A 23636-nucleotide genomic window follows, 5' to 3' on the forward strand; every position below is an offset into this window, starting at 1 on the left:
CTGACATGCTTGCGGATGCTGATGCCAACATGCCGTAAGGCTCCTCGCGTGCCAGTTCAGCGCGCCAGCTTCATGGCCAGAAGGGGGCGCGATCCTCGGCACGGCTCTCCCAGGTTTCCTCAGGACCCATGCCGTCCCCCGTCCGAACATGATCTTTCGCCGTCACTCCGCCGCCTCCGGCTGCCGCGCCGCCGCCAGCAGCGCCGCGATCTCGGGGCGGCAGGAGCCGCAGCTGGTGCCCGCCCCGAGGGCGGCGCCGATCGCCTCGACGCTCAATGCCCGTCCGCTCTCGATCGCCGTGAGGATGGTGTTGACCCCGACGTTGAGACAGGCGCAGAGCGTCGTGCCGGGATCGGGCGCGTCGGCGCCGGGCCGGCCGCTGAGCGGCTGGCCGCCGCCTTCGCCCAGGAGCCCCGCGAGATGCTCACGTGCCACCGCCACCGGCTCGGGCGCGATGAAGAGCGCCGCCTCGAGCCGCCCGTCCACGTGGAAGGCCAGCCGCTCGAGGCCGCGCGCCGGGTCGCTGACCCGCGACAGCCGCGCGTCGGGCAGGCCGAACAGCTTGCGCGCCTCCGCCTCCCAATCGGCCGGCGCCTTCGCCCCCGCCAGTTCCAGCCGCCAGCCCTTCTCGCCGCGCGCGCGGGACCAGTAGTCGCAGCCCGGCTCGGGCCGCGACCGGCTGGCCGCGAAGCCGAACCAGCCGGCGCGCCACGGCGCGACCGCGACCGCCGCGGCCTTGCTCTCGGGCTGGCCCGAGACCGGGTCGGTGGCGGCGGCGACCAGCGCGTCGATGCGGCCCGTGGGCGCGGTCTCGCCGCTCCAGTGCATCGGCGCGAAGACCTCGCCGCGCCTGACCCGGTCGGTGACGAGCACCCGGAGCACCGCGCGCCCGCCCGGCCCCGTCACCTCGGCCAGAGCCGCCGGCGCGAGGCCCGCCCGGGCGGCATCGTCGGGATGGATCTCGAGGAAGGGCTCGGCGATGTGGCGCGACAGCCGGGCCGAACGGCCCGAGCGGGTCATCGTGTGCCACTGGTCGCGCACGCGACCGGTGTTGAGCCGGAAGGGGCGCTCCGGCGTCAGGGCGGCCATGGGCGGACGGGCCGTCACCGGCACCATCCGACCGCGCCCAGACGGCGTGAAGAACCGTCCGTCCCCGAAGAAGCGCCCGCCCAGTGCCGTGGCGCTCACGGGCCAGCGCCGCGGCGCCATCGCGGCGTAACCGGCCTCGCTGATGTCGGCGAGGCCGGTGATGTCGAAATCCAGCCCGAACCCGGCCGCGACGCCCGACAGCGCCGCGTGTTCGCGCAGCACCGCCGCCGGGCCGTCCCAGCCGAAGGCCTCCGCCCAGCCCATGCGGCGGCCGACCTCGGCGAGGATCGCCCAGTCGGGCCGCGCCTCGCCCGGCGGCGCCATGAAGGCGCGCTGGCGGCTGACCGTGCGGTCGGAGTTGGTGACGGTGCCGTCGCGCTCGCCCCAGCCGGCGGCGGGCAGGAGCACCTGCGCGAGCCGTGCCGTATCGGTGCGGGCGGTGACGTCGCTCACCACCACGAAGTCGCAGCCGGCGATGGCCGCGCGCACCCGGTCGGCCTCGGGCATCGAGACGGCGGGGTTGGTGCAGATGATCCAGAGCGCCTTGATCTCGCCGCGCTCGACGGCGCGGAACATGTCCACGGCCTTGAGACCGGCCCCCTCGGGCATGGCGGGGGCGTTCCAGAAGGCGCGCACCGCGTCGCGATGCGCCGCCGTTTCGATGTCGAGATGGCAGGCCAACGCGTTGGCGAGCCCGCCCACCTCGCGCCCGCCCATCGCGTTGGGCTGGCCGGTGACGCTGAAGGGCCCCATGCCGGGGCGGCCGATGCGACCCGTCGCGAGGTGGCAGTTGAGGATGGCGTTGACCTTGTCGGTCCCCGAACTCGACTGGTTCACTCCCTGGCTGAAGACGGTGACGACCTTCTCGGTCCCGATCCACAGGTCGCAGAATTCGGCGATCTGCGCCGGGTCGAGCCCGGTGGCCGCCGGGTCGTCGGCATGGGCGGCGGCGAGCGCCTCCTGCAGCCCGTCGAGATGGCGCGCGAAGCCGGCGTCGCCGGCGCCGCGCCGGTCGATCTCGGAGAGCAGCGCGTTGAACAGCGCCACGTCCGAGCCGGGCGCGAGCGGCAGATGCAGGTCGGCGATGTCGCAACTCGCGGTGCGGCGCGGGTCGATCACCACCACCTTGGTGCCGCGCGTCGCCCGCGCGGCGGCGAGGCGCTGGTAGAGCACCGGGTGGCACCATGCGAGGTTCGAGCCGGTCAGCACCACGAGGTCGGCCAGTTCGAGGTCCTCGTAGGTGCCCGGCACCGTGTCGGTGCCGAAGGCGCGCTTGTGGCCCGCCACGGTCGAGGCCATGCAGAGCCGCGAATTGGTGTCGATATTGGCCGAGCCGATGAAGCCCTTCATCAGCTTGTTGGCGACGTAGTAGTCCTCGGTGGTCATCTGCCCCGAGACGTAGAAGGCGACGCTGTCGGGCCCGTGTTCGGCGATGGTCTGGCGGAACCGGTCGGCCACCTGCTGCAGCGCGTCGTCCCAGCCGGCGCGCGCGCCATTGACCATCGGGTACAGCAGCCGGTCCTCGAACCCCACGGTCTCGCCCAGGGCCGCGCCCTTGGAGCAGAGCCGGCCGCAATTGGCCGGGTGGTCCGGGTCGCCCCGGACCGCGACGCCGCCCTGCCCGTCCGGCCGCGCCAGCACGCCGCAGCCGACGCCGCAATAGGCGCAGGTGGTGCGGATCTCGCCCGGCTGCGCGGAAGGCTGCGCCGCGCTCATGCCGCCGCCCTGCGGCCCACCGCCTCGCCGTCGATCAGCAGCCGGCCGTCCTCCACCCGCAGCGGGTAGGTCGGGATCGATCCCTCGTCGGCGCCCTGCGCCCGGCCGGTCTCGAGGTCGAACACCCAGTTGTGCAGCGGGCAGGTGACGGCGCGGCCATGCACGATGCCCTCGGACAGCGGCCCGCCCTTGTGCGGGCAGCGGTCCGAGGCGGCGAAGACCTCGTTCTCGCCGGTGCGGAACAGCGCCACGCAGCCCACCGGCGTCTTCACCAGCCGCGCGCCGCGCAGCGGGATGTCCTCGACGGCTCCGATATCGATCCAGCTCATTCCGCGGCCTCCAGCGTGAGATCGGCGAGCGGCTGGAAGCGGCGCGCCTGCGCCGGCTCGGCCCGCTCGGCCCATGGGTCCTTCTGGTAGATCGTCTGGCTCAGGTCGAAACGGGCGACGAGCGCCGCGCGCTCGGCCGGATCCGAGAGCGCCTCGCGCACCCAGTCCATGCCGACCTTGGCGATCCACTTGTAGGGCCGGTCGAGATACTTGGCGTGCTCGCGGTAGAGCTGCACGAAGGCGACCGACCATTCCTCGGCCTCGCCTTCCGTCGCGACCTTGACCAGCGGCTGGATCTCCTTGAGGTCCATGCCCGCCGCGCCGCCGACGCCGATCTCGAAGCCGCTGTCGACGCAGACGATGCCGAGATCCTTGCAGGTCGCCTCGGCGCAGTTGCGGGGGCAGCCCGAGACGCCGAGCTTGACCTTGTGCGGCGTCCACGCCCCCCAGAGCCGCTTCTCCAGCCGCACACCGAGCCCGGTGCTGTCCTGCGTGCCGAAGCGGCAATGCTCGCGGCCGACGCAGGTCTTCACCGTCCGGAGCCCCTTGGAATAGGCGTGGCCCGAGACCAGCCCGGCGCGGTTCAGGTCGGCCCACATGGCGGGCAGGTCTTCCTTGCGCACGCCCAGCAGGTCGATGCGCTGGCCGCCCGTGACCTTGACGGTGGGCACGCCGTACTTGTCGGCGGCATCGGCGATGGCGCGCAGCTCGCGCGCATTGGTCAGCCCGCCCCACATGCGCGGCACCACGCTATAGGTGCCGTCCTTCTGGATGTTGGCGTGGTTGCGCTCGTTGACGAAGCGGCTCTGCGGGTCGTCCTGGTATTCGAGCGGCCAGTCCGCCAGCAGGTAGTAGTTCACCGCCGGGCGGCAGACATGGCAGCCATTGGGCGTGCTCCAGCCCAGCTCCTGCCAGACGGCGGGTTGCGACTTCAGCTCCTGCGCCTTGATCAGGCGGCGGACATCCTCATGGGTGAGGTCGGTGCAGCCGCAGACCGGCTTGGCCGTGGGCATGACGAAATCGTCGCCCAAGGACAGCGCCATGACCTGCTCGACCAGCCCGGTGCAGGTGCCGCAGGAACCCGACGCCTTGGTCACGGCGCGGACGTCCTCGATGGTCGCAGCCCCGCCTTCCACGGCCTCGACGATCCGGCCCTTGCAGACGCCGTTGCAGCCGCAGATCTCTGCGTCAGCCGGTAAGGCTGCAACGGCCGCCATAGGGTCCGCCTGCGCGCCCCCCTGGAAGGCCGGGCCGAAGATCAGCGTCTCGCGCATCTCCGAGACGTCCTCGCGGTCCTTGATGAGACCGTGGAACCACGCGCCGTCGGCGGTGTCGCCATACATCACCGCGCCGACGAGGCGGGGGCCCTCGAGCACGAGCCGCTTGTAGACGCCGCGCGCGGGGTCGCGGAAGACGATGTCCTCGCGGCCTTCTCCTTCGGCGAAGTCGCCGGCCGAGAACAGGTCGCAGCCCGTGACCTTGAGCTTGGTCGCCACCTCCTTGGGCCGGAACGCGGCCGCGCGGCCCATCAGCGTCTCGGCCAGAACTTTGGCCTGATCGTAAAGGGGCGCCACGAGGCCGAAGACGGCGCCGTCATGCTCGACGCATTCGCCAAGGGCCAGCACGTCGGGATCGGACGTCACCATCTGGTCGTCGACATGCACGCCGCGCCCGACCGCGAGGCCCGCGGATTTCGCCAGCGCCACGCTGGGCCGGATGCCCACCGCCATGACCAGCAGGTCGCAGGGCAGCTCGGTGCCGTCGTCGAGCAGGAGCGCCTTCACATGGCCGTTCTCGCCGAGGATCTGCTTGGAGTTCGCCGCGCAGCGCACGGTGATGCCCTTCTCGACCAGCGCCCGGCGCAAGAGATACCCCGCCGCCTCGTCGAGCTGGCGCTCCATCAGGTGGCCCATCAGGTGCACCACGGTCACGTCGACGCCGCGCGCGGCCATGCCGGCGGCGGCCTCGAGGCCCAGCAGCCCGCCGCCGATCACCACGGCCCTGGCGCCGGGCGTCTCCGACAACCGCATCATCCGCTCGGTGTCCTCGAGGTCGCGATAGGGGATCACCCCGTCGAGGTCGTGGCCCGGCAGCGGGATCATGAAGGGGTCGGAGCCGGTGGCGACGACCAGCTTGTCATAGGCCACCTCGCCCTTCTCGCCGACCACGACCTTGGCCGCGCGGTCGATCTCGACCACCCGCTCGCCGAAGCGGCAGGTGACGCCGTGGGCGTCGTACCAGTCGGCGTCATGGGTGACGATCTCGGCAAAGGTCTTCTCGCCCGACAGCACCGGCGACAGCATCAGCCGGTTGTAGTTGCCGCGCGGCTCGGCGTTGAAGAGGGTGACGTCCCAGTTGCCCGGCGCGTCCTCGAACAGGTGCTCCAGCATCCGGCCCGAGGCCATGCCGGCGCCGATGACGACGAGTTTCTTGGTCATGGCGGTCACTCCGCTGCGATGGCGCTCGGCGCCGGTTTCTGACGGGGGTCGCGGCCGTGCTCGTACTCCTCGAGGAAATCGAGCACCTCCTGCCGGTAGTGGTAGTAGTCGGCATGCTCCAGAAGCGCCTTGCGCGTGCGCGGGCGCGGCAGCTTCACGTCGACGATCTTGCCGATGGTGGCGCGGGGTCCGTTGGTCATCATCACCACCCGGTCGGCCAGGAGGATCGCCTCGTCGACGTCGTGGGTGACGCAGATGGCGGTGGTCTTGGTGCGGTCCCAGACCTCCATCAGCACCTCCTGCAGCTCCCAGCGGGTGAGGCTGTCGAGCATGCCGAAGGGCTCGTCGAGCAGGAGCAGCTTGGGCGAGAGCGCGAAGGCCCGGGCGATGCCGACCCGCTGGCGCATGCCGTTCGACATCTCGGAGGCCATGCGGTCCATCGCGTCGCCCAGGCCCACGCGCTCGAGGTAGTGCTCGACCACCTCCTGCCGCTCGCCTTGGCTGGCGCGGGGATAGACCCGGTCGACGCCGACCGCGACGTTCTCGCGCGCGGTGAGCCACGGGAAGAGCGAGGGGCTCTGGAACACCACCGCGCGCTCGGGATCGGCGCCCTCGACATGGCGGCCGTCGAGCTTGATTGCGCCCTTGGAGATCTCGTTGAGACCGGCGGCCATGGTCAGAACCGTCGACTTGCCGCAGCCGGAATGGCCGATCAGCGAGATGAACTCGCCGCGGTTCATCTTGAGATTGAAGTCCTCGACCACGGTGAGCGGGCCCTTCGGCGTCGGGTAGACCTTGTGGAGCTGGCTGAAGTCGAGGAAGCGCTCCGCGATCAGCCCCTCCTGCGCCTGCTTCTGCGCGGCGGGCAGGTCATGCACGGGGCGGATGTCCGGCAGCCGGCGCGTGGCCTCGGCGCGGGACTGGATGCCGACATCCATCAGGTAGCCGGTGACCTGCGCGCGCAGCGCCTTGAAGGCCGGGTCGGAGTTCATCGCCGCCCGGTCGCGCGGCCGCGGCAGGCGCACCTTCACCGCCTCGCCCAACGTGCCGTCGGGGTTGAGCGGCACGATCCGGTCGGCGAGCAGGATCGCCTCGTCGACATCGTTGGTGATCAGCACGCAGGTGGTGCGCTCGCGCTCCCAGATCTCGAGGATCTCGTCGGCGAGGTTGGCGCGCGTCAGCGCGTCGAGCGCCGAGAGCGGCTCGTCGAGCAGCAGCACCTCGGGCTCCATGGCGAGCGCGCGGGCGACCGAGACGCGCTGGCGCATGCCGCCCGACAGCTCCGCCGGGCGCCGGCCCGTGGCATGGCCGAGGCCGACCATCTCGATGTAGCGCTGCGCCTTGGCGGCCTTCTCGGCCTTCGACAGCTTCGGGTGCACCGCCTCGACCGCGAGCATGACGTTGCCCGCGACCGTGAGCCACGGCATCAGCGAGTAGCTCTGGAACACCAGCCCGCGCTCGGGGCCGGGGCCGGCGACGGGCTGGCCCTTGAAGGTCACGGCGCCCTGGTCGGGCATGACCAGCCCGGCCATCAGGTTCATCAGCGTCGACTTGCCGCTGCCCGAGAAGCCGAGGATCGCCACGAACTCGCCCTCGGCCACGTCGAGATCGATGCCCTTGAGCACCTCCTTGCGCGACTTGCCTTCGCCGAAGCCCTTGGAGACGGTGTCGAATTTGAGAATGGGGGTCATGGCGATCACCGGTTCGGGGCGTGGGTGAAGAGCGATTGCAGCGCGAGCATCACCCGGTCGAGCAGGAAGCCGATCAGGCCGATGGTCAGCACCGCGACGATGATCCGCGCCAGCGAGGACGACGAGCCGTTCTGGAACTCGTCCCAGACGAACTTCCCGAGGCCGGGGTTCTGCGCCAGCATCTCCGCCGCGATCAGCACCATCCAGCCGACGCCGAGCGACAGCCGCAGGCCGGTGAAGATCAGCGGCAGCGCCGAGGGCAGCACCAGCTTGGTGATCTTGGCGCGCGGGCTCATCTTCAGCACCTTGGAGACGTTGACGAGGTCGCGGTCGACCTGCGCCACGCCGAGCGCGGTGTTGATCAGCGTGGGCCAGAGCGAACAGAGCGTGACGGTGATCGCCGAGACCAGGAACGACTTGGCGAAGAGCCCCTCGCCGCCCGCCGAGAGCGCGGAGACCACCATGGTGACGATCGGCAGCCACGCCAGCGGCGAGACCGGCTTGAAGATCTGGATCAGCGGGTTGAGCGCGGCGTTGGCGGTGGCCGAAAGACCGGCAAGGATGCCGAGCGGGATCGCCACGACGCTCGCCACCAGGAAGCCGAAGAACACGGTCAGGATCGAGGTGCCGATCTGGTCGTAATAGGACGGCGCGCCGGTGAAGGCGATCTCCTTGACCTCGTCCGCGCGGCCCTGCTCGACCAGCCGCTCGTTGCGCAGGGCCACCTGCTCCTCGAAGCGGGCCTCCTTCTCGGCGGTGCGCGCGGCGTCCTCGTGCAGGCCCACCGCCTCGTGCCAGACCTGCCCCGGCCCGGGGATCGCGCCGAGCGAGGTCTGCACCTGCGGCGCCAGCATGGCCCAGAGCGCGAGGAAGCCCGCGATGGCCAGAAGCGGCACGCCCAGGAGCCGCCAGACCTCGCGCATCTGGGCGCGGGGGTCGTCGCCGGCGGCGGCGCGGATCAGCGGGGTCAGCCAGGCCAGGCCGAGGACCTGGAACCAGCGGTCGGCGGCGCCGAGCCTCGCGGCGAGGCGGGCACGGCGCGCTTCGCGCCGGTCGGCCTCGAGTGCGGTGGGGTCGATCGCGGTCATGGGGAGTGCTCCGGGGTTGGGGTCTGCGGAGAATGTCTGGAGGCGGGGCCCGCGCCGGGCCCCGCGCGGGGCCTCAGCCCTGGATCTCGGTGCCGACGACCCGCTGGTCGCCCTTCAGCCCGATCGGCAGGCTGTCGAGATAGGCGTTGGGGCTGCGGCCGTCGTAGGGGATGCCGTCGATGATGTCGGCGGCGGGCGTCGGCGCCTTGTAGCCGTCGCTGTCCCACGGGAAGTCGGCCTCGTCCGCCAGCCCTTCCTCGACCAGCATCCGGGCGGCCTCGAGGTAGATTTCGGGCTTGTAGACCGAGCGGGCGACTTCGTCGTACCAGCTGTCGGGCCGCGCCTCGGCGATCTGGCCCCAGCGGCGCATCTGGGTGAGGTACCACACCGCGTCCGAGTAGAAGGGATAGGTGGCGTGATGCCGGAAGAAGGTGTTGAAGTCCGGCACCTCGCGCACGTCGCCCTTCTCGTATTCGAAGGTGCCGGTCATTGAGGCGGCGATCACCTCCGGGTCGGCGCCGACATAGTCGGGGCGCGACAGGATCTCGACCGCCTCGGCGCGGTTGGCGTTGTCGTTCTCGTCGAGCCACATGGCCGCGCGGATCAGCGCCTTGGTGACGGCGAGCGTGGTGTTGGGGTTTTCCTCGACGAACTCGGCAGTGAGGCCGAAGACCTTCTCGGGGTTGTTCTTCCACAGCTCGTAATCGGTGATCACCGGCACGCCGATGCCCATGGCCACGGCCTGCTGGTTCCACGGTTCGCCCACGGCGTAGCCGTAGATCGTCCCGGCCTCGAGCGTCGCGGGCATCTGCGGCGGCGGCGTCACCGACAAAAGCGCCTCGGCGCCGATCTGGCCGGTGGTGTTCTGCTCGGAATAGTAGCCCGGCTCGATGCCGCCGGCGGCGAGCCAGTAGCGCAGCTCGTAATTGTGGGTCGAGACCGGGAAGACCATGCCCATGTTGAAGGGCCGGCCCTCGGCCCGGTAGGCCTCGATCACCGGCTTCAGGGCCGCGGCCGAGATCGGGTGCTGCGGCCGGCCTTCGGCGTCGAGAGGCACGTTGGGCTTCATCTCGGCCCAGACCTCGTTCGACACGGTGATGCCGTTGCCGTTGAGGTCCATCGAGAACGGCGTGACGATATGCGCCTCGGTGCCGTAGCCGATGGTCGCGGCGAGCGGCTGGCCCGCCAGCATGTGCGCGCCGTCGAGCTGGCCGTCGATGACGCCGTCGAGCAGCACCTTCCAGTTGGCCTGCGCCTCGAGCGTGACGAACAGCCCCTCGTCGAAGAAGTAGCCCTGCTCGTAGGCCACCGCGAGCGGCGCCATGTCGGTGAGCTTGATGAAGCCGAAGGTCAGCTCGTCCTTCTCCAGTGGCAGCATCTCGGCCGAAGCCGGTGCGGCGAGGCAGGTGGTGGTGGCGAGGATCGCGGTCAGCCGTGTCATGCGCGTCGTTCCCGTCTCAGGGCCCGGGGGGGAAGCTCCGGGCAAAAACCAAAAAAGCCGCCGACTCATCGCGCGACGGATGTCGCGAAACGGTCGAGCGGCTTTGCTCCAGATCGCCCAGTCGCTGGGAGAATTCGGTCGGCCAGACGTCGTTGCCTGCCCACGTGCCCAGCTGACCCGCCCTGCCGTCATGCCGCAAGGGCAATGCCGCAGCGCGGCGTGGCAATCTCGGGGTCAGGCGCGGCTTTGCCGAAAATTTGGTCAGTCGGGGCGCGAGGGGTCAAAAACCCGGCCGTCGAAGAACCGGTCCCGCCGCAGGACGAGCGTGCCGTCCTCGGCCGCCACCGGACGGTCCGACTCGACCGCGCCCTCGATCTTCTCGGACGCGCCGGGCAGCACCGCGCCGATGCCCGAAAGCATCTGCCGGTGCAGATCGCTGCGAAACACCGCCCGCGCCGCGGCGTCGGCCGCCTGCGGATCGAGCCCGGCCCGCGCCGCCATGCGCCGGCCGATCCAGGCGGCCTGGCTGCGCCAGGGAAAGCCCGCCGCCCCGCCGTGGAACGCGACCAGCCCCTCGACATGCCGCCCCTCGCCACGGCCCGAGATCGTCAGCCGCCCGGTCAGCGCCCGGTCGATGATCTCGGCCGGCACGTTCAGGTATTCCGGCCGGCTCAGAAGCTCGGCCGCCGTCGTCCGGCTGCCCGGCTGGCCCAGCCAGCGCCCGGCCCGCCACAGCGCCCGGACCAGCGCGCCGAAGCGCGCGGGCTCCGCCTCGGCCCGGCCGGCGCGGACCGCCAGCACCTTTTCCGGCGCCCCGGCCCAGATCGCCCGGCCGGGCAGCAGCAGCTCGCCCACGCCGGTCTCGACCGCGATCGAGCCCCAGGGCTCGCCGACGCAGAAGGCGTCGATCTCGCCCGCGCCGATCGCCTCGGCCATCAGCGGCGGCGGAACGGTGCGGATCTCGACCGCCCGGCCAGGCGCGACCGCGTCGAGCCAGTAGCGGATCAGCTCGAAATGCATCGAGAAGGGGAACGGCACCCCGACCCGGAGCGGCGCGTCGCGCACCGCGAAGAGCGCCTCGCCCGCCGCGCGCGCGTCGTCGAAGCCGAAGCCGTGGCCTGCGCCGCGCAGCCGCGCGGCCAGCTCGCGGCTGACCCCGATCACGTTGCCGTTGACCGACAGCACCGAGAGCGCCTGCAGCGGCACGCCCGCGCCGCCCAAGCCAAGCGCGGTCGCGACCGGCACCGGCGACAGCATCTGTGCCGCGTCCACCGCCTCGAAGGCCAGCATGTCGCGCAGGCTCGACCACGAGGGCGCGCGGTGCAGCTCGATGGCGAGCCCCTCGGCCCGCGCGAAGCCCATTTCCCGCGCCACGATCACCGGCGCGGCGTCGACCAGCGGCATGAAGCCGACCGAGAGCCGCGGCAGGCTCATGAAAGCAGCCCCGCCGCCGTGACCAGCGCCTCGGCCACGTCGGCCATGCGCCGGTTCTGGTCCATCGCGGTGCGGCGCAGCAGCGCGTAGGCCTCGCCCTCGTCGATGCCGCGCGCCTTCATCAGGATGCCCTTCGCCCGGTCGATGGTCTTGCGCTCCTCGAGCGCGCGGCGCGTCGCGGCCAGCTCGCTGCGCATCTGCCGGAACATCTGGAACCGCGCCATCGCGGCGTCGAGCACCGGCGTCAGCCGCTCGGGGCGCAGCCCGTCGACGACATAGGCCGAGACCCCGGCCTCGACCGCCGCCTTGGCCAGCCCCTGACGGCTGCGATCGACGAACATCGCCACGGGCCGGTCGAGCGGCCCGGAGGCGAGCGCCAGCTCCTCGAGCATGTCGCGCGACGGGTCGGCGACGTCGATCAGCACGATGTCGGGGTCGGCCTCGGCGATGCAGCGCGCCAGCCGGCTCGGCTCGGCGATGACCCGGATGTTGTGGTCGCCGGTGCCGCGCAGGCTGTCGACGATCAGATGCGCCCGCTCCCGATCGGCCTCGACCACCACGATGCTCAGCCTGTCGCCCATGCGCGATGCATCTTGCGAAGCGGCGGGCGCGGTCAAGCGGGCTCGTCCCCGCGGCGGGGGTGCAGGCTGCCGAGGACGCATCTGCCCGATCGAACGGCGCCCCCGGCCGGGATCGCCGGAAAAACAGGCGTTGCGAGTTCGGCCCGGCAGGCAGGCCACAAGAGACGCCGACAAGGTCGGCTTGGCCCGGAGTCATCCGGCGCTGTCCGGGTCCAGCCGGCAGCGTCGACGGACCCCACGCCTCGTCGCCGCCCCGGCATCACCGCGCCGCGCGCGCCGTAGGACGTCAGGGCGCGTGACCGTCGACCGCCCGCCCCAGCGACGCGTCCCAGCCGGAGAGGAACTGCTCGCGCTTCAGCCGGTCGAGATAGGTCAGGAGCCCCGGCCCCAGCCGGATCGGAAGGAAGCTGCCGCGCTGCGCCTCGATCTGGTGCAGGATCGGCGTCTCGACGCCCGCGGGCGGGCGGATCGGGATGAGCGGCGTGCGCGTCGCGAGAAGGCCCTGCCCCTCGTCCGACAGCAGGAAAATCATGAACCGCGCGCCGAGGTCGGGGCGCGGTGCGGCCAGCGGCACGAAGGCCGTCCGGGTCATCACGAGGTTGTAGTCGTCGAGAAAGTGCAGCCCCACCTCGGGCCTGTCCGCCGCGAAGGCCGCGGCGTAGGAGCCGATGACGTTGACTGCGAAGGCGATCTCCTCCTCGGCCGTGGCCTCGACCATCTGCGCGGTGCAGCAGAAACTGCGCAGGTCGGCGCGCCCGAAGGCCTCGGCCAGGCGCTGCGCCTGCGGACCCTGGATCGCGTCCTGCGTCGCGAAGAGATAGCCGATCCCCGATCCGCGCAGGTCGTAGCCGCCGATCCGGCCCGAAAGCCGGGCCTCGTTGTCGCGCACGAAGCTCGCGAGGTCGCGATGGCTGCGCGGCAGCTCGTCCTCGGCGAGACGCCTGCGGTCGTAGACGATGGCGGCCGGCTCGAAGGTGAAGCCGAAGAGCTCCGAGCGCCACGCCGCCCAGTCGGGCGGGCGCAGCTCGTTTGGCAGGTCCAGCCGGCGTGCCAGCCCGCGATTGACGAGGTCGACCTGCAGGTCCATGGCCGATGAGATCACCAGGTCCGGCATCGCGCCCGGCGCGACGTCGAGCAGCGCCCGGTGCAGCGTCAGGGTCTGGAACTCGCTGTAGCTCACGCTGAGGCCCGGGTTGCGCGCCTCGAAGGCGGCGATCAGCGGCGCCATGGCCGGGCCGTCCGTGGCGCTGAAGATGTTCAGCGTCTCGGCGCGCGCGGCGGGCGGCGCGAGCGCGGCGGCCCAGACCCCGAAGAGCAGCAGCGCCATCAGCCGGGGAAAGGCCAGCGCCGCCCGCAGCCCGCCGAGCCTTGAGCGGCCAAGCTCCAGCCGCCCGCCATGGCCCTCGGCCACCGCCCCGACGATCGACAGGCCGAGCCCCGAGCCCGCCGTCTCGCGCGAGATCGAGGTGAAGCGCTGCGTCGCGCGTGGCAGGTCGGCCTCGGCGATGCCCGGCCCGGCATCCTCGACGCTCAGCACGACCTCGGTGCCCGCCTCCGCCAGCCGGACCACGACCGTGTTCTCCGCCGGGCCGTGCCGGACCGCGTTGTCGATCAGGTTGCGCAGCGCCTCGCGGATCGACACCGGGTCGCCGGCGATCCGGTCGCCGCCTTCGCCCAGCCCCTCGTCCTCGAAGCTGAGCGCGAGGCGCCGCAGCCGGCTGTCGCGCAGCATCTCGGCCAGCGTGTCGCGCACCAGCGGCCGCAGGGCGAGCGGCGCGAGGCTGCCGCGGTCGGAGCGGTGGATCACCATGGCGTTGGCCAGAAGCTGGTTGGTCAGCCGCACGGTGCGCTGCGCCTGCCGGTCGGCCTTGAGCACGCGGGCCCGCATCTCGTCGTAGCCGGTGGCGTCGGAGGCGAGCGACAGGTGCCCCTGCAACGCCGAGAGCGAGGTGCGGGTCTGGTGCGCCACGTCGGCGATGAAGCTCTCGGTCAGGGCGCGGCTCTGGCCGAGGCGCGAGATGAAGCCGTTGATCGCGTCGAACAGCCCGCGGATCTCGCGCGGAGGCCGCCCCTCGACCCGCGACAGGTCGGCCGGCTCGCGGTGGCGCAGCGCCCGCTCGATCTGGCGCAGCGGCGCGAGCGAGCGGCGGATCGCCAGCCAGACGAAGCCGAGCCCGATCAGCGAGACCACGGCCAGCCCCGCCATGCCGTTGAGAAACAGCGACCACTGCTGCGCGCGCCGCGCCTCGACGGTCTGGCCGACCTGCACGCCGACCCATTCGCGCCCCTCGGGCGCGGTCAGGCGGCGGCCCTGCGACACCAGCCGGAACGGCGTGCCGTCGATCTCGGCGTCGTAGAAATGCGGCGCGTCGTCGAGCGCCCGGCCCGGCTCGGGCAGCGCCGCCGTGCCGGTGATCTCGCCGCGGCTCGGCGAGAAGACCCGGTAGGCGACCCGGTCGTCGGGGTTGAGCGCGAGGATCTCCATCGCCGAATGCGGCAGGTCGACCGTCGGCCCCTCGGCCGCGAATGAGGTCCGCTCGAGGATCGCCAGCGCCGCCCCGGCCAGCAGCAGGTCGTAGGTGCGGTTCGCAGCACCCCGCGCATAGGCCCAGAGCAAGAGCGAGATCAGCAGCAGCAGCACCGCGAAGCCCGCCGCCATCGAGGCCAGCAGCCGTCGCTGCAGCGAGCGGCCGCCCGGCTCAGTCGTCATCGGCGACATAGGCCATGTAGCCGAGGCCGCGTGCGGTCTTGATCACCAATGGCGTGCCCTCGAGCCTGCGGCGCAGCCGGGTCACCAGCTGCTCGACCGCGTTCAGGCTCGGCGTCTCCTCGAAGGTGTAGAGCCGGTCGGCCACCTCCTCCTTGGTCAGCATCCGGCCCATGTTGTCGATCAGGATCTCGAGCAGCTGGATCTCGCGCGCCCGAAGCTGCGCGTCGCGGCCATGGATCGTCGCGCGCTTGGCGGCGCGGTCGAAGCTCAGCGGCCCGGCGGCGAAGAGGTTGCTGGCGCTGCCGGCGCGGCGTCGGGCGAGCACCCGGCAGCGGGCCGAGAGCTCGCGGAAATCGACCGGCTTGACCATGTAGTCGTCGGCCCCGGCATCCAGCCCGATCACCCGGTCGTCGATCTGGCTGCGCGCGGTCAGGATCATCACCGGCGTGTCGTCTCCGCGCGAGCGCAGCGAGCGCAGCACCTCGTAGCCGCTGCGGCCCGGCAGGTTGACGTCGAGCAGCACGATGTCGAAGCCGGCGTGGCGCAAGAGCGCGTTGGCCTCCTCGCCGTCGCGCTCGCGGTCGACCGAATGCCCCTCGGCCCGGAGCCGATCCATGATCGTCTCCGCCAGGTCGTCGTTGTCCTCCACCAGAAGCATCCGCATGGCGCGACGATAGCCGCCCCGCGCCGCCGCGAGAAGCCGCGCCGCACCCGTGTCAGCCTCCGGTCAGCTTCGCGTCAGGGCCCGCTCAGCGATCCGCGCGCATGGTGGCGCCGTCCGGGGAGAGGACCCCGCGACGACAAGGTTCCGAGGGAGGACAACCGAATGACTCTTGCCCGCATCGGCACGGCGCTCGCCGTGGCCATGAGCGTCGCCGCGCCCGCGCTCGCCCAGAGCGACATCCGCACCCCCGAATGCGTGGCCCCCGCCAACCCCGGCGGCGGCTTCGACCTGACCTGCCGCGTCGCCCAGAAGGGCCTCGAGCCGCATCTGACGGCGCCGATGCAGGTCACCTTCATGCCCGGCGGCATCGGCGCCGTGGCCTACAACATGTTCAACACCACCCGCACCGACGACGCCTCGGCCATCGTCGCCTTCTCGACCGGCTCGCTTCTGAACATCGTCACCGGCAAGTACGGCGCCTTCACCGAGCAGGACGTGCGCTGGGTCGCCACCGCCGGGGCCGATTTCGGCGCCGTCGTGGTGCGCGCCGACAGCGAGTACCAGGACCTCGCCGGGCTGATGGCCGATCTCGGCTCCGACCCGGCCAGCGTCGTGGTCGGTGCCGGGGGCTCGGTCGGCTCGCAGGACTGGATGAAGGGCGCCCTGCTGATCCGCGAGACCGGCGGCGCGCCGATGGACATGCGCTACGTCGCCTTCGACGGCGGCGGCGACGCGATCGCGGCGCTGCTCGGCGGCTCGATCGAGGTCTATCTGGGCGATGTCGGCGAGATGGTCTCGCATCTCGAAAGCGGCCAGATGCGCATCCTCGGGGTGATGTCGCCCGAGCGGCTCGACGAGCCCTTCGCCGAGATCCCGACCGCGATCGAGCAGGGCTTCGACCTCGAATGGACGATCCTGCGCGGCTTCTACATGGGCGGCGAGACCTCCGACGCAGACTACGCCAAGTGGGTCGACGCCTTCGAGGCGGCCTACGCGACGCCGGAATGGGCCGAGGTCCAGAAGGCGCAAGGCCTGCTGCCGCTGAACCTCGCCGGGGCCGAGCTGGAGGCCGCCATCGCCGACAGCGTCGCGCGGCTGAGTGGCGTCGCTTCCGAGGCCGGCCTGATCAACTGAGTTCCTCCCCGGAACGGGGGCCGGTCTCCGGATCGGCCCCCGACCCCTTCCAGTCACCCCGCAACGAAGAGGAGGCCCCGATGGCCGACCGGATCTTCGCCGGGGTGCTTCTGGCCGTGACCATGGCCTATGCGGCCATCGCCTTCACCGCCATCAGCGCCCCGTTCCAATACGACCCCCTCGGCCCCGAGAGCTGGCCGCGCATCCTTGCCGTCGTCGCGCTCGCCTGCATCGCGGGCATCCTGTGGAAGCCCGACACCGAGGCGCTCGGCATCGCCCGGCAGGTCTGGTTCCGCCTCGCCGCCACCGTGCTCGCGCTGATCGCCTATGCCGAGCTCTACGAGCCGCTGGGCTTCGTGGTCGCGACCTTCCTCTACGGCACCGTCATGGCGCTGATGCTCGGCGCGCCGCGGCTGCGGGCCGCCGGCTTCGGCCTTGCCGCCGGGATCATCGGCTATCTGGTCTGCGCCAGCCTGCTCGGGCTGAACCTGCCGCTGGGCGAGCTGGTCGAGGCCGCTTTCACCGAGACCGAAACCGCAACCGAGGAGGAAGGCTGATGGACGCCGTTCTCTCGGGTCTCGCGACCGGCTTCGCCGTCGCCCTCGACCCGTTCAACCTGATGCTGGTCCTTCTGGGCTGCTTCTTCGGCACGCTGATCGGCGCTCTGCCGGGCATCGGCCCGATCAACGGCGTGGCGATCCTGCTGCCGATCGCCTACGGCCTCGGCTTCCCGCCGGAATCGGCGCTGATCCTGCTCGCCGGCATCTATTACGGCGCCGAGTACGGCGGCCGGATCTCGTCGATCCTGCTCAACGTGCCGGGCGACGCCGGCGCGGTGATGACCACGCTCGACGGCAACCCGATGGCCCGCAACGGCGAGGCCGGTCGCGCGCTGTCGCTCTCGGCCGTGGCGAGCTTCGCCGGCGGCACCTTCGCGGTGGTGCTGATGTCGCTCTTCGCGCCGCTGCTCGCCACCTTCGCGGTGACCTTCTCGCCGGCCGACTACGTCGCGCTGATGGTCTTCGCCTTCGCGTCGCTGGCCTCTCTGGTCGGCAAGAACCCGACCAAGACGCTGCTCGGCGCGGTGATCGGCCTGATGCTCGCCACCATCGGCATCGACGCCAACACCGGCGTGGCGCGCTACACCTTCGGCATCCCCGACATCCTCGCCGGCATCGACTTCCTGATCGTCGTGGTGGGCCTGTTCGGCATGGCCGAACTGCTGACCCTGGTCGAGCAGCAGGTCTCGGGCAAGCTCAGGACCCTGCCGGTCGACAGCAGCTTCGTGCGGATGACCGACCTCGCCAGGACCAAGTGGACGATCCTGCGCTGCTCGGTCATCGGCTTCTTCATCGGCATCCTGCCCGGCACCGGCGCCTCGGTCGCCTCGGCCGTGGCCTACGGCACCGAGAAGCGGATCTCCGACACCGAGGGCACCTTCGGCAAGGGCGACATGCGCGGCCTCGCCGCGCCCGAGGCGGCCAACAATGCCGCCGCCGGCGGCGCCATGGTGCCGATGCTGACGCTGGGCATCCCCGGCTCGGGCACCACCGCGATCCTGCTGGGCGCGCTTTTGATGTTCAACATCCAGCCCGGCCCGATGATGTTCGCGCAGCGGCCCGAGATCGCCTGGGGCCTGATCGCCTCGATGTATCTCGGCAACGTGGCGCTTCTAGTCATCAACCTGCCGCTGGTCGGGCTGTTCGCGCGGATGCTGACCATCCCGCAGCACTACCTGACGCCACTGATCGCGATCCTCGCCTTCATCGGTATCTACACCATCGTCGGCAACCCGTTCGACCTGCTGCTGATCACCGGTCTCGGCCTGTTCGGCTGGTTCCTGCGCAAGCTCGACTTCTCGCTGGCGCCGGTGATCCTCGGCTTCGTGCTGGGCGGGCTGTTCGAGAACAACCTGCGCCGGGCGCTGTCGATCTCGGGCGGCGACTGGGGCATCCTCGTCGCCGACTGGAAGAGCCTGACGCTCTACGGCCTCGCCGTGCTGGTGGTGGTGCTGCCGATCTGGCTCGCGCGCCGCAACCGGCCGCGCCCCGAGGGCGCCCCGGTCGGCGCCGGGAACTGAGCCCGGCATGCCGGCCATCCACAGGATCCGGCCGCACCTCGCGGCGGCCGGTCTGGGCCTCGGGGGGGCGGCGGTCGCCGCCCTCCTCGGCGTTCCGGCCGGGCCGCTGATCGGCGCGACCCTCGCGGTCGCGGCGGCGGCGGCGCTGCGCCTCAGGCTCGCCGTCGCGCCGCGCCTGCGCGACCTCGCCTTCGCGCTGATCGGCGTGTCGCTCGGGGCCGGGGTCGACGCGGATATCCTCGCGCAGCTCCCGGCCTGGTCGGTCAGCCTCGCGCTCCTCGCCGTGGCGCTGGTGGCGACGGTGCTGACCGGCCGGCTGCTGCTGACGCGGCTGTTCGGCCATGACGGCGACACGGCGGTGCTGGCCAGCTCGCCCGGCACCATGTCGAACGCCATCGCCATCGCGCTCGACGGGCGCGGCGACGCCACGGCGGTGATGGCGCTGCAACTGATGCGGCTGCTGATCCTGGTGATGCTGGTGCCGCCGCTGGCCATCGCGCTCGACGCGCCGCAGGCCGGTACCGCCCCGTCCCCCGACATGCCGCTGCCGATGCTCGCGGCGCTGGTCCTGCTCGCGCTCGGCCTCGGCCGGCTCGGCGCGCGGCGCGGCATCCCGGCGGCCTGCCTGCTCGGCGGCATGCTGGTCAGCGCAGGGAGCCATGTCTCGGGGCTGGCCACGGGCACCGCGCCGGGCTGGGCGATCTTCCTCGGCTTCGCGATCACCGGCACCGTGCTCGGCACGCGGCTCTCCTCGGTCAAGCCGAAGGCGCTGTGGAGCCTGTCGGGCGCGGGCGCCGCGGTGGTCGCCACCGCGCTCGGCCTGTCGCTCGGCTTCGCCTTCATCGCGCATCTGCTGACCGGGCTGCCCTTCGGCCAACTCTGGGTCGCCTACGCGCCGGGCGGCGTCGAGGCCATGGCCGCGATCGGCCTCGCGCTCGGCTACGACCCGGCCTTCGTCGCCGCGCATCATTTCGCCCGGATCCTGATTCTCGTGGGCCTGATGCCGATCCTGCTTGGAAAACAAAGCCGTAAGCCCGCTTCCTGAGGTATCGCCCGAAGACCGGCCGCGCGGCGGCCTCACGCCCCGAACCGCCGGGCGGCCGGACCCGAACCTTCACCGGCCGGTCGCCCTGCACATGCAGGCATTGCCCAATATCGAGGCTCTTCAATCAATTGCCGGGCAATCTGCAGGCAGGCGGACGCGAAGCCGTGCCATTCGGAGCCGGGACGACGCAGGGTATTTGGCGAAACCGACTTCCGTCGTAACGTCAAGACATGAGCGATTCCGCGACCTTCGATGAAATGTGGGGCCATGGCGAAACGCCACGCGCCCCCTACACCGCGATCGAGGGCTGGTTCAGCCAGGAGGATCCGGGCCGGCTGCGCCGCAAGGCGCGCGAGGCCGAGGCGCTGTTCCGGCTGACCGGCATCACCTTCAACGTCTATGGCGACAAGGCCGCGGGCGAGCGGCTGATCCCCTTCGACATCGTGCCCCGCGTGATCTCGGGCCGCGAATGGGACCGGCTGTCGCGCGGCATCGAGCAGCGCGTCCGGGCGATCAACGCCTTTTTGCACGACATCTACCATCGGCAGGAGATCCTGCGCGCCGGCCGCGTGCCGGTCGAGGCGATCGCCCGCAACGCCGCCTTCCTGCCCGAGATGATCGGCGTCGACCCGCCCGGCGGCGTCTACACCCACATCGTCGGCACCGACCTCGTTCGCACCGACGAGGACGAGTTCTACGTGCTCGAGGACAACGCCCGCACGCCATCGGGCGTGAGCTACATGCTCGAGAACCGCGAGACCATGCTCGCCATGTTCCCCGAGCTCTTCATGAAGACCCGGGTGCGGCAGGTCTCCTCCTACCCGGCGATGCTGCACCGCTCGCTCTGCGCCTCGGCTCCGGGCCACGCCAACGGCAAGCCGGTGGTCGCGGTGCTGACGCCCGGCAGCTTCAACTCCGCCTATTACGAACACAGCTTCCTCGCCGACAAGATGGGGGTGGAGCTGGTCGAGGGGCACGACCTGCGGGTGGTCGACGGGCGGCTGGCGATGCGCACCACGCAGGGCTACCAGCCGATCGACGTGCTCTACCGCCGGGTCGACGACGACTGGATCGACCCGCTGAACTTCAACCCCGACAGCGCGCTCGGCGTGCCGGGGATCATGGACGTGTACCGCGCGGGCGGGCTGACGCTGGCCAACGCGCCCGGCACCGGCATCGCCGACGACAAGGCGATCTATTCCTACATGCCCGAGATCGTCGAGTTCTACACCGGCGAGAAGGCGATCCTGAAGAACGTCCCCACATGGCGCTGCGCCGAGAAGGAGGCGCTCGCCTACGTGCTCGACAACCTGTCGGAGCTGGTGGTCAAGGAGGTGCACGGCTCCGGCGGCTACGGCATGCTGATCGGGCCGGCCGCCTCGAAGAAGGAACTCTCGGCCTTCCGCGACAAGCTCAAGGCCCGGCCCGGCAACTACATCGCCCAGCCAACGCTGTCGCTCTCGACCGTGCCGATCTTCACCCGCGCCGGCCTCGCGCCGCGCCATGTCGACCTGCGGCCCTTCGTGCTGGTCTCGCCCGAGGGGGTGACGATCACACCGGGCGGGCTGACGCGGGTCGCGCTGAAGAAGGGGTCGCTGGTGGTCAATTCCAGCCAGGGCGGCGGCACCAAGGACACCTGGGTGCTCGAGGAATGACGACGCTGGGCAAGACAGCGGGCGGGCTCTACTGGATGTTCCGCTACCTCGAGCGCTCGGAGAACACCGCGCGCATGGTCGAGGTCGGCCAGCGCATCGCGCTGACCCGCTCCTCCGACGACGACGAATGGGCCAGCGTGCTGCAGGCCGCGGGCACCTATGACGGCTACCGCGCCAAGCATGACGAGCTGCGCCGCGATCTCGCGATCGACTGGATGCTGCGCGACGCCGACAACCCCTCGTCGGTGCTGTCGGTGGTCACGACGGCGCGCGACAACGCCCGCGTGGTGCGCACCGCGCTCACCCGCGAGGTCTGGGAGGCGGTGAACGAGGCCTACATCACGCTCAAGCAGGCCATGGCGCGGCGGATCGGCGACCGCGAACTTCAGGACGTGCTGCGGCTGGTGCGCCAGCGCGCCGCCTTCGTCCGCGGCGCCACCCACGGCACCATGCTGCGCAACGACGTCTACGACTTCTGCCGGCTCGGCATGTTCACCGAGCGCGCCGACTGCACGGCGCGGATCCTCGACGTGAAGTATTTCGTGCTGCTGCCCGCCTCCTCGGCGGTGGGCTCGCGGCTCGACGACATCCAGTGGGAGACGATCCTGCGCTCGGTCTCGGGCATCGGCGCCTACCGGATGCGCTTCGGCCAGCAGCTGCGCCCGCGCGAGATCGCCGAGTTCCTGATCCACGACCGCACCATGCCGCGCAGCCTCGCCTTCTGCGCCCGCAAGCTGCGCGAGAACCTCGACTACCTCGCCGAGGATTACGGCGCGCGGATGCACTCGCATGAGGTGGTCGCCGACATGAACGACAAGAAGCTCGCGCAGCCGATCGACGCGATCTTCCAGTCCGGGCTGCACGAGTTCCTGGTCGATTTCCAGGGCTGCATCGCGTCGCTGAGCAGCCAGGTCGAGATCGACTACAGGTTCTACCGCTGATGGCGGCCGGGCCCGACACGCCGAGAGGAGCCAAGGGATGCGCCTGAGCATTTCCCACCGCACCGTCTACAGCTACGACGCCCCGGTCGAGTTCGCGCTGCAGCAGCTGCGGCTGACGCCGAAATCCACCGGCGGCCAGCAGGTGCTGAACTGGCGCACCAGCGTCACCGGCGGCCGGCGCGAGCTTTCCTTCGAGGATCACCACGCCAACACCGTCGAGCTTGTCTCGGTCGAGCCCGGCGCCACCGAGATCGCGATCCTGTCGGAGGGCGAGCTGGAGATAGAGGATCGCCACGGCGTGCACGGGCCGCATGCGGGCTTCATGCCGCTGTGGCTGTTCGAGCGTCCGACCAAGCTCACCAGGAGCGGCGCGCGCTGCCGCAGGCTGGTGCACGCGATCGACGAGAAGCTGCCGATGCTCGACCGGCTGCATGCGCTCTCAACCGCGATCTCGGAGGCCGTCACCTACAGCACCGGCAGCTCCGAGGTCGGCACCACCGCCGAGGACGCGCTCGAGGCCGGGGCCGGGGTCTGCCAGGATCACGCCCATGTCTTCATCGCCTGCGCCCGCGCCATGGGGCTGCCGGCGCGCTACGTCTCGGGCTACCTGATGATGAACGACCGGGTGGCGCAGGAGGCGACGCATGCCTGGGCCGAGGCCTGCGTGCCCGATCTCGGCTGGGTCGGCTTCGACGTCTCGAACGGCATCTCGCCCGACGAACGCTACGTCCGCATCGCGACGGGGCTGGACTACACCGAGGCCGCGCCGGTAAATGGCTTTCGCTTCGGCGCCGCGCAGGAGGATCTCTCGGTCGCGGTCGAGGTGCGCCAGGACTGAACGGATCCTCACATGACCTATTGCGTCGCCCTGAGACTGGACCGCGGGCTGGTCTTCATGTCCGACACCCGCACCAATGCCGGCGTCGACAACGTCGCGAGCTGCCGCAAGATGTTCAGCTGGTCGGACGGCGACTGCGCCGTGACGCTGCTCACCGCCGGCAACCTCGCCACCACCCAGGCGGTGGTGAGCCTGATCGAGGAGCGGCTGAAATCGCCCGGCGAGCGCAGCCCCTCGATCCTCGGCCAGCCCTCGATGTTCGCCGTGGCGCGGATGGTGGGCGACCTGCTCAAGCAGGAGATCGCCCGCGCCGGCAGCGGCCAGATGAGCGCCGATGCCGGCACCTTCGCCGCGACGCTGATCCTGGGCGGTCAGGTGCGCGGCAGCGCGCCGCGACTGTTCCTGATCTACCCGGAGGGCAACTTCATCGAGGCCGGCGACGACATGCCCTGGTTCCAGAGCGGCGAGACAAAGTACGGCCGCCCGATCCTGGTGCGCGCCTTCGATCCGGCGATGAGCTTTGAGGCGGCGGCGAAGCTCCTGATGGTCAGCTACGACTCGACCATCAAGGCCAACCTCTCGGTCGGGCCGCCGATGGACCTGCAGGTCTACGAGACCGACAGCCTGCAGACCGGCAAGACGCTGCGGATCGAGGCCAACGATCCCCAGTACCTCGCGATCTCCGAGGGCTGGAGCGACGCGCTGCGCTCCGCCTTCGACGCGCTGCCCGACGTCACGCTCTAGGGCCCGTCAGAGGGCCGC

General features: G+C 71.1%; 18 protein-coding genes. 8 read left to right on the forward strand and 10 right to left on the reverse strand.

Annotated features, from left to right (window positions below):
- Nucleotides 1-162 precede the first annotated feature (162 nt).
- From BLT43_RS13320 to BLT43_RS13365, 10 genes are all read right to left on the reverse strand, one after another.
- Nucleotides 163-2805 carry a nitrate reductase gene (locus tag BLT43_RS13320; protein ID WP_090113597.1) on the reverse strand — a complete coding sequence of 881 codons (2643 nt, stop codon included), beginning with the start codon at nucleotides 2803-2805 and terminating at the stop codon, nucleotides 163-165.
- Nucleotides 2802-3134 (reverse strand): nitrite reductase small subunit NirD, encoded by a 333-nt coding sequence (gene nirD / locus BLT43_RS13325; protein WP_090113598.1) that lies wholly within the window; start codon nucleotides 3132-3134, stop codon nucleotides 2802-2804. The genes BLT43_RS13320 and nirD overlap by 4 nt, the downstream gene beginning before the upstream one ends.
- Nucleotides 3131-5572 (reverse strand): nitrite reductase large subunit NirB, encoded by a 2442-nt coding sequence (gene nirB / locus BLT43_RS13330; protein ID WP_090113600.1) that lies wholly within the window; start codon nucleotides 5570-5572, stop codon nucleotides 3131-3133. Before nirB ends, nirD begins: the two co-directional genes overlap by 4 nt.
- A gap of 5 nt (nucleotides 5573-5577) precedes the next feature.
- Complete coding sequence (locus BLT43_RS13335; RefSeq protein WP_090113789.1) at nucleotides 5578-7263, reverse strand: ABC transporter ATP-binding protein; 1686 nt, start codon at nucleotides 7261-7263, stop codon at nucleotides 5578-5580.
- A 5-nt stretch (nucleotides 7264-7268) separates the two neighbouring features.
- Entirely contained in the window at nucleotides 7269-8351 is a 1083-nt protein-coding gene (locus BLT43_RS13340) for an ABC transporter permease (RefSeq protein WP_090113601.1), read from the reverse strand.
- Nucleotides 8352-8424: 73 nt separating this feature from the next.
- Entirely contained in the window at nucleotides 8425-9792 is a 1368-nt protein-coding gene (locus BLT43_RS13345; RefSeq protein ID WP_090113603.1) for a CmpA/NrtA family ABC transporter substrate-binding protein, read from the reverse strand.
- 261 nt (nucleotides 9793-10053) lie between these two features.
- Complete coding sequence (locus tag BLT43_RS13350; RefSeq protein WP_090113604.1) at nucleotides 10054-11226, reverse strand: ABC transporter substrate-binding protein; 1173 nt, start codon at nucleotides 11224-11226, stop codon at nucleotides 10054-10056.
- Nucleotides 11223-11807, reverse strand: coding sequence for an ANTAR domain-containing response regulator (locus tag BLT43_RS13355; RefSeq protein WP_090113606.1), 585 nt, complete (start codon nucleotides 11805-11807; stop codon nucleotides 11223-11225). The genes BLT43_RS13350 and BLT43_RS13355 overlap by 4 nt, the downstream gene beginning before the upstream one ends.
- Before the next feature lie 286 nt (nucleotides 11808-12093).
- Nucleotides 12094-14517: a sensor histidine kinase gene (locus BLT43_RS13360; RefSeq protein ID WP_242652299.1), complete on the reverse strand. Its 2424-nt coding sequence runs from the start codon at nucleotides 14515-14517 to the stop codon at nucleotides 12094-12096.
- On the reverse strand, nucleotides 14507-15175 hold the full coding sequence (locus BLT43_RS13365; RefSeq protein ID WP_242652302.1) for a response regulator transcription factor: 669 nt from the start codon (nucleotides 15173-15175) through the stop codon (nucleotides 14507-14509). Before BLT43_RS13365 ends, BLT43_RS13360 begins: the two co-directional genes overlap by 11 nt.
- Nucleotides 15176-15343: 168 nt before the next feature.
- On the opposite strand from BLT43_RS13365, the gene BLT43_RS13370 reads away from it, so the two are divergent.
- The 8 genes from BLT43_RS13370 (at nucleotide 15344) to BLT43_RS13405 (ending at nucleotide 23618) form a co-directional block, all read left to right on the forward strand.
- Complete coding sequence (locus tag BLT43_RS13370; protein ID WP_090113611.1) at nucleotides 15344-16315, forward strand: Bug family tripartite tricarboxylate transporter substrate binding protein; 972 nt, start codon at nucleotides 15344-15346, stop codon at nucleotides 16313-16315.
- An 80-nt stretch (nucleotides 16316-16395) separates the two neighbouring features.
- Complete coding sequence (locus BLT43_RS13375) at nucleotides 16396-16872, forward strand: tripartite tricarboxylate transporter TctB family protein (protein WP_090113612.1); 477 nt, start codon at nucleotides 16396-16398, stop codon at nucleotides 16870-16872.
- Nucleotides 16872-18395, forward strand: coding sequence for a tripartite tricarboxylate transporter permease (locus BLT43_RS13380; protein ID WP_090113614.1), 1524 nt, complete (start codon nucleotides 16872-16874; stop codon nucleotides 18393-18395). The genes BLT43_RS13375 and BLT43_RS13380 overlap by 1 nt, the downstream gene beginning before the upstream one ends.
- A gap of 7 nt (nucleotides 18396-18402) precedes the next feature.
- Nucleotides 18403-19440, forward strand: a complete 1038-nt coding sequence (locus BLT43_RS13385) for an AbrB family transcriptional regulator (RefSeq protein WP_090113615.1) — start codon at nucleotides 18403-18405, stop codon at nucleotides 19438-19440.
- A gap of 230 nt (nucleotides 19441-19670) precedes the next feature.
- A complete protein-coding gene (locus tag BLT43_RS13390) occupies nucleotides 19671-21095 on the forward strand; it encodes a circularly permuted type 2 ATP-grasp protein (RefSeq protein ID WP_090113617.1) in 1425 nt (474 codons plus the stop codon).
- Nucleotides 21092-22036 (forward strand): alpha-E domain-containing protein, encoded by a 945-nt coding sequence (locus tag BLT43_RS13395; protein ID WP_090113618.1) that lies wholly within the window; start codon nucleotides 21092-21094, stop codon nucleotides 22034-22036. Before BLT43_RS13390 ends, BLT43_RS13395 begins: the two co-directional genes overlap by 4 nt.
- Nucleotides 22037-22073: 37 nt before the next feature.
- Nucleotides 22074-22874, forward strand: a complete 801-nt coding sequence (locus tag BLT43_RS13400; protein WP_090113620.1) for a transglutaminase family protein — start codon at nucleotides 22074-22076, stop codon at nucleotides 22872-22874.
- A 12-nt stretch (nucleotides 22875-22886) separates the two neighbouring features.
- The gene (locus BLT43_RS13405; protein WP_090113621.1) at nucleotides 22887-23618 is read left to right on the forward strand and encodes a proteasome-type protease; all 732 of its coding nucleotides are present in this window, start codon (nucleotides 22887-22889) and stop codon (nucleotides 23616-23618) included.
- Nucleotides 23619-23636: the final 18 nt, after the last annotated feature.

It is taken from the genome of Limimaricola pyoseonensis (assembly GCF_900102015.1).
GTDB lineage: Bacteria > Pseudomonadota > Alphaproteobacteria > Rhodobacterales > Rhodobacteraceae > Limimaricola > Limimaricola pyoseonensis.

What these genes read in the sequence shown, in the direction of transcription:
- BLT43_RS13350 (WP_090113604.1), bottom strand. Translation starts at nt 11,226, where the DNA reads ATGAGCCTGCCGCGGCTCTCGGTCGGCTTCATGCCGCTGGTCGACGCC.
- BLT43_RS13370 (WP_090113611.1), top strand. Translation starts at nt 15,344, where the DNA reads ATGACTCTTGCCCGCATCGGCACGGCGCTCGCCGTGGCCATGAGCGTC.
- BLT43_RS13405 (WP_090113621.1), top strand. Translation starts at nt 22,887, where the DNA reads ATGACCTATTGCGTCGCCCTGAGACTGGACCGCGGGCTGGTCTTCATG.
- BLT43_RS13380 (WP_090113614.1), top strand. Translation starts at nt 16,872, where the DNA reads ATGGACGCCGTTCTCTCGGGTCTCGCGACCGGCTTCGCCGTCGCCCTC.
- nirD (WP_090113598.1), bottom strand. Translation starts at nt 3,134, where the DNA reads ATGAGCTGGATCGATATCGGAGCCGTCGAGGACATCCCGCTGCGCGGC.
- BLT43_RS13395 (WP_090113618.1), top strand. Translation starts at nt 21,092, where the DNA reads ATGACGACGCTGGGCAAGACAGCGGGCGGGCTCTACTGGATGTTCCGC.
- nirB (WP_090113600.1), bottom strand. Translation starts at nt 5,572, where the DNA reads ATGACCAAGAAACTCGTCGTCATCGGCGCCGGCATGGCCTCGGGCCGG.
- BLT43_RS13365 (WP_242652302.1), bottom strand. Translation starts at nt 15,175, where the DNA reads ATGCTTCTGGTGGAGGACAACGACGACCTGGCGGAGACGATCATGGAT.
- BLT43_RS13375 (WP_090113612.1), top strand. Translation starts at nt 16,396, where the DNA reads ATGGCCGACCGGATCTTCGCCGGGGTGCTTCTGGCCGTGACCATGGCC.
- BLT43_RS13390 (WP_090113617.1), top strand. Translation starts at nt 19,671, where the DNA reads ATGAGCGATTCCGCGACCTTCGATGAAATGTGGGGCCATGGCGAAACG.
- BLT43_RS13340 (WP_090113601.1), bottom strand. Translation starts at nt 8,351, where the DNA reads ATGACCGCGATCGACCCCACCGCACTCGAGGCCGACCGGCGCGAAGCG.
- BLT43_RS13360 (WP_242652299.1), bottom strand. Translation starts at nt 14,517, where the DNA reads ATGACGACTGAGCCGGGCGGCCGCTCGCTGCAGCGACGGCTGCTGGCC.
- BLT43_RS13355 (WP_090113606.1), bottom strand. Translation starts at nt 11,807, where the DNA reads ATGGGCGACAGGCTGAGCATCGTGGTGGTCGAGGCCGATCGGGAGCGG.
- BLT43_RS13345 (WP_090113603.1), bottom strand. Translation starts at nt 9,792, where the DNA reads ATGACACGGCTGACCGCGATCCTCGCCACCACCACCTGCCTCGCCGCA.
- BLT43_RS13385 (WP_090113615.1), top strand. Translation starts at nt 18,403, where the DNA reads ATGCCGGCCATCCACAGGATCCGGCCGCACCTCGCGGCGGCCGGTCTG.
- BLT43_RS13335 (WP_090113789.1), bottom strand. Translation starts at nt 7,263, where the DNA reads ATGACCCCCATTCTCAAATTCGACACCGTCTCCAAGGGCTTCGGCGAA.
- BLT43_RS13400 (WP_090113620.1), top strand. Translation starts at nt 22,074, where the DNA reads ATGCGCCTGAGCATTTCCCACCGCACCGTCTACAGCTACGACGCCCCG.
- BLT43_RS13320 (WP_090113597.1), bottom strand. Translation starts at nt 2,805, where the DNA reads ATGAGCGCGGCGCAGCCTTCCGCGCAGCCGGGCGAGATCCGCACCACC.